General features: G+C 67.0%; 14 protein-coding genes and 1 pseudogene. 11 read left to right on the forward strand and 4 right to left on the reverse strand.

Annotated features, from left to right (window positions below):
• Window positions 1–61: 61 nt before the first annotated feature.
• Window positions 62–325 (forward strand): type II toxin-antitoxin system Phd/YefM family antitoxin, encoded by a 264-nt coding sequence (locus EJO66_RS28075; protein ID WP_124961586.1) that lies wholly within the window; start codon window positions 62–64, stop codon window positions 323–325.
• Between the two features lie 4 nt (window positions 326–329).
• Window positions 330–656 carry a CcdB family protein gene (locus tag EJO66_RS28080; protein WP_124961587.1) on the forward strand — a complete coding sequence of 109 codons (327 nt, stop codon included), beginning with the start codon at window positions 330–332 and terminating at the stop codon, window positions 654–656.
• Between the two features lie 68 nt (window positions 657–724).
• Here EJO66_RS28080 and EJO66_RS28085 read toward each other — a convergent pair whose 3' ends face one another.
• Window positions 725–2,869, reverse strand: a complete 2,145-nt coding sequence (locus EJO66_RS28085; protein ID WP_124961588.1) for a glycoside hydrolase family 3 N-terminal domain-containing protein — start codon at window positions 2,867–2,869, stop codon at window positions 725–727.
• Between the two features lie 134 nt (window positions 2,870–3,003).
• Between EJO66_RS28085 and EJO66_RS28090 the strand changes: the two genes are divergently transcribed.
• Genes EJO66_RS28090 through EJO66_RS28105 form a run of 4 tightly spaced genes read left to right on the forward strand, consistent with a single transcriptional unit; the run spans window position 3,004 to window position 9,735 of the window.
• Complete coding sequence (locus tag EJO66_RS28090) at window positions 3,004–4,299, forward strand: glucoamylase family protein (protein ID WP_124961589.1); 1,296 nt, start codon at window positions 3,004–3,006, stop codon at window positions 4,297–4,299.
• An 8-nt stretch (window positions 4,300–4,307) separates the two neighbouring features.
• Window positions 4,308–5,696 carry a glycoside hydrolase family 15 protein gene (locus EJO66_RS28095; protein WP_223262450.1) on the forward strand — a complete coding sequence of 463 codons (1,389 nt, stop codon included), beginning with the start codon at window positions 4,308–4,310 and terminating at the stop codon, window positions 5,694–5,696.
• Window positions 5,693–7,453 carry an ABC transporter ATP-binding protein/permease gene (locus EJO66_RS28100; RefSeq protein ID WP_124961591.1) on the forward strand — a complete coding sequence of 587 codons (1,761 nt, stop codon included), beginning with the start codon at window positions 5,693–5,695 and terminating at the stop codon, window positions 7,451–7,453. The genes EJO66_RS28095 and EJO66_RS28100 overlap by 4 nt, the downstream gene beginning before the upstream one ends.
• The gene (locus EJO66_RS28105) at window positions 7,450–9,735 is read left to right on the forward strand and encodes a CocE/NonD family hydrolase (RefSeq protein WP_125966714.1); all 2,286 of its coding nucleotides are present in this window, start codon (window positions 7,450–7,452) and stop codon (window positions 9,733–9,735) included. Before EJO66_RS28100 ends, EJO66_RS28105 begins: the two co-directional genes overlap by 4 nt.
• 4 nt (window positions 9,736–9,739) lie before the next feature.
• Here EJO66_RS28105 and EJO66_RS28110 read toward each other — a convergent pair whose 3' ends face one another.
• Entirely contained in the window at window positions 9,740–11,377 is a 1,638-nt protein-coding gene (locus EJO66_RS28110) for an alpha-amylase family glycosyl hydrolase (RefSeq protein ID WP_125966720.1), read from the reverse strand.
• Between the two features lie 10 nt (window positions 11,378–11,387).
• Window positions 11,388–11,693, reverse strand: a complete 306-nt coding sequence (locus EJO66_RS28115; RefSeq protein WP_124961594.1) for a LysR substrate-binding domain-containing protein — start codon at window positions 11,691–11,693, stop codon at window positions 11,388–11,390.
• Between the two features lie 37 nt (window positions 11,694–11,730).
• Between EJO66_RS28115 and EJO66_RS28120 the strand changes: the two are divergent.
• Window positions 11,731–12,150 (forward strand): annotated as a pseudogene (locus EJO66_RS28120) (transketolase C-terminal domain-containing protein); the annotation flags it as partial.
• Window positions 12,151–12,244: 94 nt separating this feature from the next.
• On the opposite strand, the gene EJO66_RS28125 reads toward EJO66_RS28120, so the two are convergent.
• Window positions 12,245–13,129 carry an AraC family transcriptional regulator gene (locus EJO66_RS28125; RefSeq protein WP_124961596.1) on the reverse strand — a complete coding sequence of 295 codons (885 nt, stop codon included), beginning with the start codon at window positions 13,127–13,129 and terminating at the stop codon, window positions 12,245–12,247.
• A 136-nt stretch (window positions 13,130–13,265) separates the two neighbouring features.
• Between EJO66_RS28125 and EJO66_RS28130 the strand changes: the two genes are divergently transcribed.
• The 4 genes from EJO66_RS28130 to EJO66_RS28145 all read left to right on the forward strand — a co-directional run bounded on the left by EJO66_RS28130 (window position 13,266) and on the right by EJO66_RS28145 (window position 16,014).
• The gene (locus tag EJO66_RS28130; RefSeq protein WP_124961597.1) at window positions 13,266–14,018 is read left to right on the forward strand and encodes an SDR family NAD(P)-dependent oxidoreductase; all 753 of its coding nucleotides are present in this window, start codon (window positions 13,266–13,268) and stop codon (window positions 14,016–14,018) included.
• 15 nt (window positions 14,019–14,033) lie between these two features.
• A complete protein-coding gene (locus EJO66_RS28135) occupies window positions 14,034–14,435 on the forward strand; it encodes a VOC family protein (protein WP_124961598.1) in 402 nt (133 codons plus the stop codon).
• Window positions 14,432–15,445, forward strand: a complete 1,014-nt coding sequence (locus EJO66_RS28140; protein WP_124961599.1) for a saccharopine dehydrogenase NADP-binding domain-containing protein — start codon at window positions 14,432–14,434, stop codon at window positions 15,443–15,445. The genes EJO66_RS28135 and EJO66_RS28140 overlap by 4 nt, the downstream gene beginning before the upstream one ends.
• 86 nt (window positions 15,446–15,531) lie before the next feature.
• Window positions 15,532–16,014 (forward strand): nuclear transport factor 2 family protein, encoded by a 483-nt coding sequence (locus tag EJO66_RS28145; protein WP_124961600.1) that lies wholly within the window; start codon window positions 15,532–15,534, stop codon window positions 16,012–16,014.
• Window positions 16,015–16,029: the final 15 nt, after the last annotated feature.

Below are 16,029 nucleotides of genomic sequence, written 5' to 3' on the forward strand. Positions count from 1 at the left end.
ACTGGACATCGGCGTCCGGCGCGTTAAACTGTCCATGTTAGCTACTTTGCAGGATCAGGCAATGATCACCGTCACCTCCGTCGAGGCGCAAAACAAGTTTGGGCAGTTGCTGGACACAGCGCAACGCGAGCCAGTCATCATCACGCGTCACGGGCGGCCCGCGGCCTACATGATCTCGCCTCAAGAGATGAAGGAGTTTCAGGAGGCGCGTGCACGCAGCGGCCAAGGCAAATCTGCGCGCGACTGGGCCACGGCAAGCGCACAGGCCTGGAATGAGTTCGACACCAAGTTCGGTTCGTTCGCTGACGAGCACTCAACGCTCTGAACCAGTGGCGCAATTCGACGTTCATCGCAACAAAGGGAGTCAGAAGGAAAGCATCCCCTTTGTGGTGGTCATCCAGTCTGCACGATTCGATGCCTATCGCCGCAGGGTGGTTGTTCCCTTGGTCTTGCGCCAGCACGCCCCTGGCTCATCGGTTTCCGGCTCCCGGATGAATCCCATCTTCCGCACAGGTGGTGTCGAAGTCGTCCTCAATCCTTTGCAGGTGGTATCTGTGGCGACCGATCAACTCGGTGCCGTGGTCGACTCTCTTGCGGAGCATGGGCAACAGATCATTGATGCGATGGACGAGCTGATGACCAGAGCCTGGGGATAAAAGGACAATGGACCTTCGAGGAACTTCGGTCACAGGCGACCGACATCGTCGACGGCATCCGCAGGGTTTCAGCACAACTCGATGGTCTGGCGCAGCAAGCCTGATGGCTCGGCACTCGGCCCGACGAGGATCTCGACTTCGCCCGGCTCGAACAAGGGCTGGAAGTCCGGCCCGAGATTGCGCAACTCGGCCGCCGGTAACTCCAGCTTCACCGAGCCGGCAACGCCTGGCATCAATCGCAGCTTCGCGTAGCCCTTGAGCTCCAGCAGCGGCCGGGTGACGCGGCTCAGCTTGTGGCGAACGAACAGGAAGACCGTCTCTTCGGCCTCGCGCGCGCCCACGTTGCGCAGGCTGACGCTGATCGCAAGCAGGTCCTGCTCGCGCACGCGCCGCGGCTCGACCTGGAGTTCGCCGTAGTCGAACCGGCCGTAGGTCAGGCCGTGGCCGAAGTCGTACAGCGGCGTGTTGGCCACGTCCAGGTACTTGCTCGTGAAGTGGTCGGCGGGATTCATCGGCCGGCCGGTGGGACGCTGGCCGAAGTGGATCGGCACCTGCCCGAGAGCGCGCGGCCAGCTCATCGGCGTCCGGCCGCTGGGCGATACCCGGCCCGTGACCACGTCGGCAATCGCATGGCCAGCCTCGACGCCGAGGAACCACGCGGCCAGCAGCGCATCCGCGTTTTCAGCCAGCCAGGGCACGACGAGCGGCCGGCCCGAGAACAGGATAGCGACCACGGGGATGCCGAGCGCGCGTGCACGTGCCGTCACCGCTTCGGCCAGGGCCTGCTGCCGGCCCGGAAGCGCGGGCGTGGCGCGGCTCGCCGCCTCGCCGCTCATCGTGGCACGCTCGCCCAGGCACAGCACGACCGCGTCGGCGCCGTCGCACATCGCGATGGCCGCTTCGATGCCGCTGTCGTCGCCGCCCTCGATGGCGACGCCGGGCGCATGCCGTATGTCGGCCTGCGGCAGCGCAGCGCGCAAGCCGGCAAGCACGCTGACGGCCGGCTCGTGCTCGCCGGCACCCCACCACGGGCCTTTCATCTCGGTGCTTGCATCGGCCAGCGGGCCGATGACACACAGCGCCTTCGCTGCAGCAGGCAAGGGCAGCGTGTCCCGCTCGTTCTTCAGCAGGACGATGGCCCTGCGCGCGGCGTCGCGCGCCAGCGTGTGCCGCTCGGCAACGACCGCCGCGGGTTCCGGCGCCGCGCCGCGGCGGTAGGGGTCGTCGAACAGGCCGAGCTGCTCCTTGAGCCGCAGCACGCGGCGCACGCTCGCGTCGATCTCTTCGATCGTCACCCGTCCCTGCGCGAGCGCGATCGGCAGACCCTTGCGATAGGCGTCGGCCATCATGTCGATGTCGACGCCGGCCTTCAGCGCCAGTACCGCGGCATCGACGAGATCGGCCGCAACGCCGTGCTTGATCAGTTCCGCGATCGCGTTGTAGTCGCTGACGATGACGCCGTCCCAGCCCATCTCGCCGCGCAGCCAGCCACGAAGCAAGGGGATGTGCGCCGTCATCGGCACGCCGTTGAGATCGGTGAAGGCCGGCATCAGCGTTGCGACGCCGGCGCGCACCGCTGCGGCAAAGCCCGGCAGATGCACCTCGCGCAAGCTGCGCTCGGAGATGTCCACCGCGGCGTACTCCCGCCCCGCGGTGACTGCGCCGTACGCGACGAAATGCTTCGCGCAGGCGGCCAGCGATTCGGCCGACGACAGATCGGCGCCCTGGAATCCGCGCACCTTGGCCTGCGCGATACGTGCGTTCAGCCAAGGGTCTTCGCCGGGCCCTTCCGCGGTGCGGCCCCAGCGCGGATCGCGCGATACGTCGAGCATCGGCGCGAAGGTCATCGCCAGGCCGTCGGCGGCGCCTTCGCGCGCGGCCTCCCGCGCCGTGCGCTCCCAGAGCTCTTCGTCGAAGCTGCCGGCCTCCGCCAGCGGAATCGGAAAGAGCGTGCGATGGCCGTGGATGATGTCCAGGCCGATCAAAAGCGGAATGCGAAGCCGCGACTTCTCGACCGCCAGCCGCTGCATCTCGTGCGTGGGGCCGGCGCCGACCATGTTCAGCAGATTGCCGACGGTGCCGTCGATGATCGACTGCGTGGAGTCCCCCGCGAGCACCGGTCCGGTGACCGTGTAGCTGGAGGCAGTCATCGTCAGTTGACCCAGCTTTTCGGCCAGCGTCATCCGGGCCATGAGAGTGTCGATGCGGCTCATCAGGGATTTCGAATAGGACCCAAGGGCCTTAATGATGGCATGCTGCGGGCAGAGAGCCCCCGGCCGCGTGGCGCCGCCGACGATTCGGTGAAACCAAACGTGACGCCCGGGACCACCAACGAAAGGAGCCATGCGTGTTGAAGGATGACAGGAACCCGAAGGCATTGGCAGCCCTGCCCGATGGAGCCTTGATCGATGCCGTGCAGCGGCAGACCTTTCGCTATTTCTGGGACGGTGCGGATGCCGCCAGCGGCCTGGCGCTCGACCGCCGCACGCTCGTCGGCGCCACGGGCGAAGACCTGGCCGACGAGAGGGCCGCGATCGGCGGCACGGGCTTCGGCATCATGGCCCTGATCGTCGCGGTGGAGCGCGGCTGGGTCACGCGGGACGCGGCGCTCGAGCGCCTGGGGCGCATGCGGGACGCCCTCTTTCGCGCCAGGCGCTACCACGGCGCCTTCCCGCACTTCATGGACGCAGCGAGCGGCGCGACGATCCCGATGAGCCCCAAGGACGACGCGGGCGACCTGGTCGAGACCTCGTTCCTCTGCATGGGCCTGCTCTGTGCGCGCCAGTATTTCAGCGAGGACACGGCCGTGGCGCGCCGGTTGCGCGCCGACATCGACACCCTGTGGCACGAGGTCGAATGGAACTGGTTCACCCAGGGCGGGCGCGACGTGCTGTATTGGCACTGGAGCCCGAACCACGGCTGGGCGATGAACCATGAGGTGCGCGGCTGGAACGAGTGCCTCATCACCTACGTGCTCGCCGCGGCCGCGCCGCGCCATGCGATCGATCCGCGGGTGTACCACCGCGGCTTCGCGGCGGGGAACGGCTTCGTCAACGGCCAGTCGTACTACGGCATCGAGATTCCGCTGGGCATGCCCTACGGCGGCCCGCTGTTCTTCACGCACTATTCGTTTTGCGGCCTCGATCCGCACGGCCTGAAGGACCGCTACGCCGACTACTGGGATCTCAACACGCGCCATCTGCGGATCAACCGCGCCCACTGCGTTGCCAATCCCCGGGGCTTTCCGGGCTACGGCGAATCGTGCTGGGGCCTGACCGCGAGCGACGACCCCGACGGTTATCTCGCGCACGATCCGAGCAACGACAACGGCACCATCTCGCCGACGGCCGCACTGGCCAGCCTGCCCTACGCGCCCGCCGAGGTGATGCAGGTGCTGCGGCACTTCCTCACCGTGCATGGCGAACGGCTCTGGAGAGACTACGGCTTCGTCGATGCGTTCTGCGAGCAGCGAGACTGGTTTGCAAACACCTTCCTTGCCATCGACCAGGGCCCGATCGTCGTGATGATGGAGAACCATCGGACGGGCCTTCTGTGGAAACTGTTCATGAGCGTGCCCGAAGTGCAGGCCGGGCTGCGCGCCCTGGACTTCAGCAGCCCGCATCTCGGGGCGTCGGCGGCGTGAGCTTCAGCGTGACGAGCCAGCAAGACCCGGCATTCGAGCCCTGGCTCGAAACACAGCTGCGCCATTCGGCGAGCGCGATGCTGTCCAGCATCTCGCCGGTGTCGATCGTCAAGCACCGGCCGGGCTTCGGCCAGACCGTACGGCCGATCGCCGGCGCCATCGTTGCCTCGCCCGTGCTCGCCGACTACAACCCGGACCCGGACTACTTCTTTCATTGGTTCCGCGATTCCGCCGTGGTCGTCGATGCACTGCGCCTGCTCTACGCCGAAGGACGCGTCGGCGACGAAGCGCTGCAGCACCTGCGCGACTTCGTCCGCTTCAGCCTGGACTTGAACCGCCTCGACGGCCGCGCGGCTGCCGCGGTGGAGGACCGCCGCGCGTGCGTGGCCCCCGAGCTCCTGCAGTACCTGCGCGAGGACCATGACCTTGCCAAGGCCTTCGGCGACCTGGTGGCCGCCGAGACGCGGGTGAACCCCGACGGCACGCTCGATGTCTGCCGATGGAATCGCCCGCAGCATGACGGCGCGCCGCTGCGCGCGCTGGCGCTGCTGCGCTGGGCGGCCGGCGGGCACCTCGACGCGCCGCTGCTGGCGGAAGCCGCCGAGCTGATCCGCTTCGATCTCGACTTCACGCTGCGCCGCTGGCGCGAGCCGTCCTACGACATCTGGGAGGAGGAGCTCGGCCACCACTACTACACACTGCGCGTCGCGGCGGCGGCGCTGGCCGAGGGCGCGGCATGGCTGGAGGGCCTGGGCGACACGGCGCAGGCGCAGCGCTGCCGGGAAGAGTCGCGCGCGGTGCTGCGCCTGCTCGACGGCTACTGGGTGGATGAACGAGACGAGCGCCCAGATGACCGCGACGCGGCGCGCGGCTACTACCGCTCGCGCGCGCTGGTGGACGGCCGGCCCGGTCCGAAGGCGCTCGACATTGCGGTGGTCCTGTCGGCGATCCACAGCCTTGGAACCGGGGCCGCGCATGGACCGGCCGATCCGCGCATGCAGGCCACGCTGGCGCGCCTGGACGCGCTGTTCGATGCGGCCTATCCCATCAACCACGGCCGCGCCGCAGGCCGCGGCGCGGCAATGGGCCGGTATGCCGGCGACGTGTACTACTCGGGCGGCGCGTACTACTTCTCGACGCTCGGTGCCGCCGAGTTCTGTTTTCGCGCCGCGGCGATGGGCGGCGATGCGCGCCACTGGTTCGATCGCGGCGACGCCTATCTCGCCACCGTGCGCGCGTACACGCCGGCTGGCGGCGATCTGTCGGAACAGTTCGACCAGCGCAGCGGCGCGCAGACCTCGGCCAAGCAACTGGCCTGGAGCCACGCCGCGTTCATTTCGTGTGTCTCGGCGCGCCGCATCGCGGCCGCCGCTTGCGAGGCGCCGCGGTGGCGATGAGCGCGCGGCCGGAGCACCGCGCCGAGCCGGCGGCAAGGGCCGGCTTCTTCCGTCAGGTCAGCGAGCTGCTCGGCGCCTTGCGCGCATCCCCCGTCGCGAAAACGCTTGTCGCGCTGATGGGTGCGATCGTCGTGGTCGTCGCGCTCACGGCTTATGGGCAGATCGAGCTCAACAGCTGGAACAAGCCGTTCTACGATGCGATCTCGCGTCGCGACCTGGGTGAATTCGTCGTGCAGGTCGGCGTCTTCGCGATCATTGCGGGCGCGCTGCTGGTCCTGAACGTGGCGCAGCGGTGGCTCGGCGAAACCTTGCAGCTGAAGCTGCGCGAGGCCGTGGTCAACGACCTCGTGGGGCTGTGGCTGCAGCCGCGCCGGGCGTTCTGGCTCCAGGCCAGCGGCCCGATGGGGGCCCACCCCGACCAGCGCATGCACGACGACACGCTGAAGCTGTGCGATCTGTCGGTCACCCTTGGCGTGGGCCTGCTGCAGGCAGCGATGCTGTTCGGCAGCTTTGCGAGCGTGCTGTGGGTCCTCTCCAAGGACTTCAGCCTCTTCTTCGGCGGCAAGGACCATGTGCTGCCGGGCTTCATGTTGTGGGCGGCCATTGCCTATGCGATCGCCGGCTCGCTGGTCACCTACTGGGTCGGCAACGGCCTGATCTCGCGCAACGCCGAGCGCTACGCGCGCGAAGGCGAATTGCGCTTCTCGCTGACGCGCATCAACGAGCATCTCGACGGCATCTCCCTGGCGGGTGGCGAGGCCGACGAGAAGCGCCGCGTCGCCATGCATTTCGGCGATGTCTTGCGCGCCACGTCGCGCGTGGTGCTCGGGCTGACCAACCTGACCTGGGTCACCGCGGGCTTCGGCTGGATCACCATCATCGCGCCGACGCTGGTGGCCGCGCCCCTGTACTTCTCGGGGAAGGTGTCGTTCGGTGGCCTGATGATGGCCGCCGCGGCCTTCACGCAGGCGCAGTCGTCGCTGCGCTGGTTCGTCGACAACTTCAGCATCATTGCCGACTGGCGCGCCACGCTGCTGCGCGTTGCCGACCTGCGCCGGATGCTGGCGTCCGATCTGGAGGCACAGGCAGGCGGCAGCCGCATCGCCTACGAGGAGGGCGAAGCCGGGGCGCTCGCGATCGAAGCACTCGAGGTCCGCTCCTGGACCGGCCACGATCGGCTGGACACCCCGGGTCTCGTCGTGCACCGCGGTCAGCGCGTCCTGATCCTCGGCACGCCGGGCACCGAGAAGACCTTGCTGTTCCGGGCGCTCGCAGGCCTTTGGCCCTGGGGCTCCGGCACCGTGCGCCGGCCTGCCGGAGAGACGATCCACTACATGCCGCGCGGCACGCCCTACATTCCGCGCGGCACGCTGGCCGAGGTGCTGTCGTATGCGATGGCGCCGTCGAGCTACCCGAGGGAAGCCATGGTGGCCGCACTGGCGAGCGTGGGCCTCCTGCGCCTGGAACCATTGCTGAACAAGACGGGCCGCTGGGAGAGGGAACTCAGCATGGACGAGCAGTTGCGGCTGGGCTTTGCCCGCGTGGTGCTGCAGGCGCCGCGCTGGCTGGTGATGGACGAAGCCTTCGGCGCGTTCGACGACGAGACGCTCGAACTCATCATCGACCTGCTGGGCAAGCTCGAGCACACGGGCATTGTCCACATCGGCTCGGCCGGAGAAGCACGTGACCGGCTGTTCACGCAGGTGGTGCACCTGGTCAAGGCGCCGAACACCGTGCGCGAGGAGCAGCGGGCATGAGACACCTCGGGCCCACTGTCGGTCGTGCGCGCCGCGCCCTCATGCGGCTGATGCTTGCGCTGCCCGCGTGGAGCTGGGCGGCGGATTTCGGCTTCCGGCCACCGCGCGATCCTGAGGATGCCGCCGCCGCGGACCTGATGCGGGATCTGGCCCAGCGCATCCTGCCGGTGTACCAGGACGCAGACACCGATGTCTTCCTGGCCAACCTGGCCGCCCTGCAGATCGTCAGCGGCGCCTACCGTGCAGCCTCCGACAGCAGCCGGGCCCTGCGCACCCGCCGCCAGGGCAAGCCGTTCGACGAGCTGGTGCAGCGCGCGATCCTCGACGGCATCTATGCGCGTGCGCGCGCACTCGAAGCGAACGAGCGCCTCGGCTTCGCCGAAGCGTACGGACGCGCGTTCCGGGAGCTGGTGTCGCCGCTCGACAATGCGCAAGCCCAGGCCATCATGGCGCGGCTCGAAATCCCGGCGGCGGTATACGCAGAGCCGCTGCGCCGAACTTTCGATCTCTGGCGCGCGAAGGGCAGCCTCCCGCAGGCCGACGCCCTGGCGCTGGTGCGGACCTGGCATTCGTACGAGTCGCGCCGCAGCTTCGGTGCGCTGCTGCCCGAACTGTTCGCGGCGGAAAACCGCAACCGCTACGTGACGGAGGCCGGCCTCAGGATTCCCGTGCGCGGGGGTGTCATTCATGCGCGCCTGGTTCGGCCCGGCCGCGCCAATGACGCACTGGGCGCCCTGCCGGCGCTGCTGCGCTTCACGCTCGATCCGGCCGAGGACGACGCCCAGCGCAGCGCCGCCAAGGGCTATGTCGGCGTCACGGCGTACGTGCGCGGACGCACGCCCGACGGCAAGGGCGCCGTGTGGCCGTTCGTTCGCGACGGAGAAGACGCCGCCGCCGTCATCGACTGGATTGCCCGGCAGGCGTGGAGCGACGGCCGCGTCTGCATGATCGGCGACGGCTACTCCGGCTACGCCGCCTGGGCCGCCGCCCGCAGGAGACCGGAGGCACTCAAGGCCATCGCCACGATCGCGCCAATGGCGCCGGGCATCGACTTTCCGATGGCCGGACAGATCTTCCGCAATGCCATGGTTCGCTGGGCGCAGGAGCACGCGGATGGCGAGCCCCTGCGGGCCGGCGCAGACGCCGACCCGGACACGATATGGCAGGCACTCGACGCGCGCTGGTATCGCGGCAATCGTCCCTACTGGGACGTGGACCGCGTCCTGCTGGGCAGGCGCAGCAGGCTGATCCGGACCTGGCTGGCGCACCCGAGCCATGATCGCTACTGGCAGAAATTCCTGCCTTCGGCGGCGCAGTTTGCGCGCATCGACATCCCGGTGCTCAGCTTCGCCGGCTACTACGGCGCGGACGCCGGTGCGCTCTACTTCCACGACGAGCATCGCCGCAACCGGCCGCAGGCCGACACGACGCTGCTGCTCGGCCCCTACGACGCGGCCTCGATCCGGCGCGGCACGGCGGCAACGCTGCGCGGCTACACGCTGGACCCCGTCGCACGCGTCGACCTGCCCGAGCTGCGCCTGCAATGGCTCGACCACATCCTGAAGGGCGCGAACAAGCCTTCCCTGCTGACGGATCGAATCAACTACCAGGTGATGGGCGCGGACCAGTGGCGCCATGTGCCGGCGCTGGAAGCGCCGCAGCGCACCCGGCTGCGCTTCTACCTCGACACCCGCGAGCGCAACGACCCGCACCGCCTGTTGCCGTCTCCGTCCGAAGGCGGTGGCAACGCGCGGCTCTCGGTCGATCTGGCCGACCGGCGTGACGTGCGCATTCCATGGCCGGACGCGCTGCGCTTGACGCAGCTGCCGGCGCGCAACAGCATCAGTTTTGTCAGTGATCCGCTCCCGCAGGACACCGAGATCTTCGGCAGCCTGCACGGCGTGTTCGACATCACGCCCTCGCGGCAGGACGTGGACTTCAGCATCTCGCTGTACGAGCAGACGGAAAGCGGCGAGTACCAGCTGCTGTTCGATCCCTACGACTTCCGCGCCAGCTACGCAGGCCATCGCGTGCGCCGCAGGCTTCTTCGGGCCGGCGAGCGCCAGCTGCTTGCGTTCACCGCCGAACGCGCGACGGCCTGCAGGCTTGCGGCGGGCAGCCGCATCGTGCTGCTGGTCGGCCTCAACAGGCGCCCCGACCGGCAGATCAACTACGGCAGCGGCAAGGACGTGAATTCGGAGACCATCGCCGATGCAAGATGGCCTGTGCGCGTGCGCTGGCACGCGCGCAGCTACGTCGAGATCCAGACCGGCAAGCCTTGATTGCTCATCGTGTCGCCGGCCCCTTGTCGTCCACGGCGCCGAGAACGACGCCTTCGCATGGCGCCAGCACCAGGGACCCCTCGATGGACTCGGCGCGCGCAGGATCGGTCGATGCCAGCACGATCGGCTGGCGCGGCATCAACGCCGGCGAGATCGGCGCTGGGGTGGCGCCAAAGTTCAGGAGCACCACCAGCCGCTGTGCTTCGAAGCTGCGCGCATAGGCGAGCACCTCGTCCTCGGCATCGAGCGCTTCATAGTTGCCTCGATTCAGCGCAGGCTGCGCGCGGCGCAACGCGATGAGGCGCCGGTAGAGCGCCAGCATCGAGCCTGCGTCCTGCGATTGCGCTTCCACGTTGCGCGTGGGCCAGTCGGCTGCCAGGCGCAGCCACGGCGTGCCGGTCGTGAAGCCCGCATGCGCTGCGGCGCTCCACTGCATGGGTGTTCGCTCCGGGTCGCGCCCCAGGCCCATGCCGGGCTTGTTCTTTTCGAACGGGTCCTGCACTTCATCGGCGGGAATGGGAACGTCCGTCATGCCGATCTCGTCGCCGTAGTAGAGCGTCGGCGTGCCGCGCAGCGTGAGCAGCAGCATGGCCGCGAGCCGCGCCATCCGTGGCCCGACGCGGCTCGCGATGCGGGATCTGTCGTGGTTGCCCAGTACCCAGTTCGGCTGGGCGCCGGCAGGCAAGGCGGCTTCGTAGTCGCGCACAAGGCGGTCGATGCGCGCCGCCTGCCACTCGGTCGCGATCAGCTGGAAGTTGAAGGGCAGCTGCACGCCTTCGAGCATGCCTTCGGTGTTGAGTCCGTAGTAGGCGACCAGGCGCGCGAGCGGCAGGTAGAGCTCGCCGATCAGCACGCGCGACGAGCGTGCGTCGCTGAACTCGTCGACCACGCGGCGCATCTCGGCCACGATCGGCTGCACCTCCGGCAGATCGGTGTTGTAGAGCATCAGCCAGCGAAAGAAGGGGTCCTGGCCTTCGATGAAATCCGGGTTCGGCGGGTTGTCGCGGAACTGCGCGTCCTTGATGATCTGGGAGAGCACGTCGACGCGGAATCCGTCGACGCCGCGCCGAAGCCAGAAGCGCAGCACCTCGTACATGGCGGCCCGCACCTCGGGGTTGCGCCAGTTGAGGTCGGGCTGCTCCTTCAGGAACGAATGGCCGTAGTACTGGCCGGTGGCCGGATCGAAGGCCCAGGCCGGGCCGCCGAAATTGCCGAGCCAGTTGTTGGGCGGCCCGCCGCCCGGCGCCGGGTCCCGCCAGATGTACCAGTCGCGCCGCGGATCGCTGCGTGCGCTGCGGCTCTGCACGAACCACGGATGACGGTCCGAGGTGTGGTTGGGCACGAAGTCCAGGATGATCTTGAGCTCTCTCGCATGCGCCTCCTGCACCAGCGCATCGAAGCCGTCCAGCGTGCCGAAGCGCGGATCGATGCCGCAAAAATCGGAGATGTCGTAGCCGAAGTCGGCCATCGGCGAGGGATAGATCGGCGAGATCCAGACCGCATCGACGCCGAGCGAGACCAGATGATCCAGCCGGGCGCGGATTCCACCCAGGTCTCCGATGCCGTCGCCGTTGCTGTCCTGGAACGAACGCGGATAGACCTGATAGACGATTCCGCACTTCCACCAGTCGTCGGCTGACATCTTGATTTCCTCATGGTCGGTTTCGAGCGGATCCATTGTCTTCAGAAAGCCTTGCAGATCGCAAACTGGAACCCGAAGGATCGGCCAACACCGCGCGTTGGGGACAGGCGGCATGCTCGCGAATCCACTCGATGAAGTTCGCGACTTCATCGCGTTGCAAGTGGCGCTGCGGACATACCAGGAAGTGGGCTTCCACCTTGACACACCACCGCTCGTCGAACACTTTCTTCAACCGCCCGTGATGAAGGTGCCCGGCGGCAATCGACGAGCTGTCCAGGGCGACGCCAAGACCCTGGACCGCGGCGTCGAGCGCCATGGATGTCCTGTCGAACCGATACGCAAACTGGCCCGGCGAGTACGACTACAAGTTCGAGCTCGGCAAGGCCAAGCTGCTGCGGGATGGCAAGGATGTGCTGGTGATCGCGAGCGGCTTCATGACCATGCGCGCGCTCGAGGTCGCCGATCAGCTGCGTGCCGACAATGTCGATGTTGCGGTGCTGCACGTACCGACGATCAAGCCGCTCGACGATGCGACTATCCTCGCGCAGGTCAAGCGCCTGGACCGCGTGGTCGTGGTGGCAGAGAACCACTCGGTCATCGGGGGCCTTGGCGAGGCGACGGCAAGCTTGCTGCTTCGCGCGGGCGTCGCGCCGACGTTCCGCCAGATCGCGTTGCCCGATGCGTTCCTGGATGCCGGCGCGCTTCCGACCTTGCATGACCGCTACGGCATCTCGACGGATGCCATGGCCCGGCGCATTCGCTCCTGGCTTTGATGTTGCGGCGTGGCCGGCTGAGACTCGCCCAGGCAGGGTGATCTGCCCCCGGCGCTTTGGCGTCAGTCTCCCCAAGCACTGGAGAGAGTAGAAATCATCCGCGAAGACCAGTCTGCAAGCGCGATGAATCCCGCCCGGGCGGCAGCCCGAATTCCCGGGCGTACTCGCGGCTGAACTGCGTCGCACTTTCGTAGCCGACCGCGAATGCGGCGGATGTAACGCTGCTGCCTTTCGAAATCAGCAGAGTTCGCGCCTGCAGCAGTCGGACCCTCTTCTGGTACTGCAGCGGGCTCAGAGATGTCACGGCCTTGAAATGCCGATGGAATGCCGAGGTGCTCATCGCAGCCTTGTGGGCCAGGAGTTCCATGCGCAATGGTTCTGCAAAGTCGCGGCGAATCAGCTCGATCGCCAGATTGACCCGTGACATGGCGGAATCCGGTGTAGCGATGTCGCGCAGCATGCGCCCGTGAGGCCCCTGGAGCACTCGGTAGAGGATCTCGCGTTCATAGGCTGGCGCCAGCGCAGCAATCTCCGCTGGCCTCTCCATGAGCCGAAGCATGCGCACCCACGCGTCCATCAGTTCGCTGGTGATCGCAGCGACCGAGAACCCGGCAGGTCGCGCTTCGCTGTCGGTAGATTCAGGCAAGTCGGAAAGCAGGGTCGAGATCACTGCAGAGTCCAGCAGGAGCGCGATCGCCAAGTACGGCTCTCCAGACGCAGATGGGTTGACGACACCCGCCGCAGGCAGCCTGACCGACATGACGAAGTAAGTAGCCGGATCGTAGTGCAATGTCGTGTCGCCGATCGTCATCGACTTGCTGCCCCTCAGGATCAGATTGACCATCGGCTCGTAGACGGCATTCAACTCGTGCTCCGGGATCTTGCCCTGGACCATCGCAACACGGGGAATGCCCGTTTCGGTCAACCGATTCTCTGCCCGGGATGCCAGCGCGCGCAATTCTTCGAGTTGAGTTTTCATGCGGTCGATCAGACCGGATTTTCGCGTGACCCGCAAGACGAAAAGCAGGATCAGGCAGGTTAGAGGTCGGAAAAGGCAGGCCCGGATGCACTCCACGCCCTAAGGTCGATACATCGCGAACTCAACGGAGAAACACATGGGCATCGTCATCATCACCGGCGCCAGCCGAGGCATCGGCGCAAGCACCGCAGTCCAAGCCGCCCGGCACGGCATGGGCGTCATCCTCACCTACAACAGCAATCCCTCGGGCGCCGAAAAGATCGTGCGCGCCATCGAGGCCGAAGGCGGCAAGGCCGTGGCCATCGGACTGGACGTGAGCAAGGTCAGTACCTTTGCGGCCTTTCGCGCCAATGTCGCCAAAGCGCTCAGCACGACATGGGACCGCGACCGGTTCGATGGTCTGGTCAACAACGCCGGCTACGGCCTGTTCAATCCGATCGAGACAGTCACCGAAGCAGAGTTCGACGGATTGCTGAACGTCCATCTCAAGGGCCCGTTCTTCCTGACGCAGGCGCTTCTGCCATTGATGGCCGACGGCGCCAGCATCGTGAACATGGCGAGTGCGACCAGCCGCCTGGCCACCCCGGGCGTGGCGCCGTACGCGTCGTTCAAGGGCGGGCTCGAAGTGCTGACCCGCTACATGGCCAAAGAATTCGCCCCGCGTCGCATCCGTGCGAACTCGGTTGCGCCGGGCCCGATCCGCACCGACATGACCAGCGAGGCGCTGGACCAGAATCCGGAATGGATGGCGATGCTCGCCGGGCAGACCGCGCTCGGCCGGATCGGCGAGCCCGAGGATGTCAGCCGTGTCGTGGTCAACCTGCTGTCCACCGACAGCGGCTGGATCAACGCGCAGAACATCGAAGTGGCCGGCGGCTACAACATCTGAGCAAAGGACGCCGCCATGCTCGACCACGTATTTCTGTCCGTGCGGGACGTCGCCCGTTCCGTCGCGTTCTACACAGCCGCCTTGTCGCCGCTGGGCATCGTCAATCGTCTGGACTACGACGGCAGGCAAGGACCACCCGGTCATCCCGATCTCAAGGGGTTCGGCGCCGACGGCCGGATGTTCTTCTGGCTGCGCGAAGGTACGTCCCACGGGAGCTCGGCGCACATCGGCTTCATGGCATCCAGCAAGGAGGCCGTCGATGCGGCGTACGCGGCCGCGATGGCCGCCGGAGCGACGGACCGCGGCGCCCCGGCGGCCCGCCTGCACTACGACCCCCGCTACTACGCAGCCAATGTGCTGGACCTCGACGGCTACAGCCTCGAATTCGTCTACAAGAGCTGGCAGCACGACGCATGACGAACACGCTCATGATCTACGGCGCCGCGGGCTACACCGGCCGCATGGCGGTGGCGCAGGCGAAGGCGCTCGGCCTCGAGACGATCCTCGCCGGACGCGACGAACAGGCTCTTGCCAAACTCGCCTCGGAGTCGGACTTGCCTTGCCGCGTCTTCCCACTCGACGACGCCGCAACCGTGGCTGCTCGGCTGGCGGGCGTGAATGTGCTCCTCAATTGCGCCGGCCCCTTCATGCGCACTGCAGAGCCGCTGATGCGAGGCGCGATTCGATCTGGCGCCCATTACCTCGACATCGCCGCCGAGATGGACAGCTACCGGTTGGCCGAGACACTCCATGAAGAGGCCGTTCTCGCAGCGGTGATGCTCATGCCCGGTGGCGGGGGCAGCGTGGCGATGCTGGGCTGTCTGGCGGAACACGCCATGAAGCGTGTGGTGAGGCCGGGCAAGGTGAGCATCGCGCTGCATGTATCGGGCAGCATGTCGCGCGGCTCAGCGACCAGCGCCGCGCAGAACCTCACCCTCCAGTGCCTGGCGCGGGTCGACGGCGCGCTGGTGCCGCGCGATCCGCAGGACGTCCGGCAATTCGACTTCGGCAAGGGAATGGTCGATTGCTTCCCGGTGACCTTGCCCGACCTGGTGACGATCTGGCGCGCCAGTGGCACACCGAACATCGAGACTTTCGTGCACGTGTCCGGCGCTGCGTTCCCCACTGGCGACCGTTCCACCCTGCCTGACGGTCCCAGCATCGAAGAGCGCGACGCCAACCGCTACCAGGCATCGGTGGTCGTTACCGGTGACGACGGCGAGTCCGTGCGTTCGCTGCTCGACACCGTGAACGGGTACTCGTTCACGCCCATGGCTGCGGCTGAGGCGGCACGGCGCATGCTGCTCGGCGACGTACGACCGGGTTTCCAAGTGCCGGCGAGGCACTTCGGGGCGGGCTTTGCGGAGACCATCGCCGACACGCGCATCACGGACGTTCAACATGAAGACCCCGAACGAGGCCGCTGACACGACCAGGCTTCGCCGTACAGGAGGCGATCTGAGAAGACTTACTCGGTTCAATGCTGGAAAACACAATCTCTAAGGAGTTCGACATGAACAATCACAGCACCCAACAACAATGCACCGCGGGCGAGGTCGCAGACAAGATTGCCGTGGCGGAAACGCTCTATCGATTCGCGGCCGGCATCGATCTGCGCGACAAAGAACTGTTGACAGCGGCGTTGGCGCTCGACTCCGTCTCCGACTTCAGGCTCGCGGCGGCAAAAGCAGGGTTCGACTATCCGGTTCTCACGGGCCGGGAGAGCATCGTCAGCGCGCTGCTGGCAGCGCTTGACCAACTAGACACCACGCACTCGGTCAGCAACCCGCGAGTGACGATCGACGGGGATACGGCAAAGTTGGAGGCAATGGTTGAAGCACAGCATGTGCCACGCAAGGACCACTCGCGCCACTATCTCATGAAGAACCGCTACGACGTCGAACTGGTGCGGCACCAGGGAACCTGGGTCATCCAACGTTCAACCGTGGACAACGTGTGGCGCACGGGCGATGTGACGGTGATGTCCGGCGTATAGCACCTGCGACGTCCG

Origin of the sequence: Variovorax beijingensis (assembly GCF_003951285.1) — a bacterium.
Taxonomy (GTDB): Bacteria; Pseudomonadota; Gammaproteobacteria; order Burkholderiales; family Burkholderiaceae_C; genus Variovorax; species Variovorax beijingensis.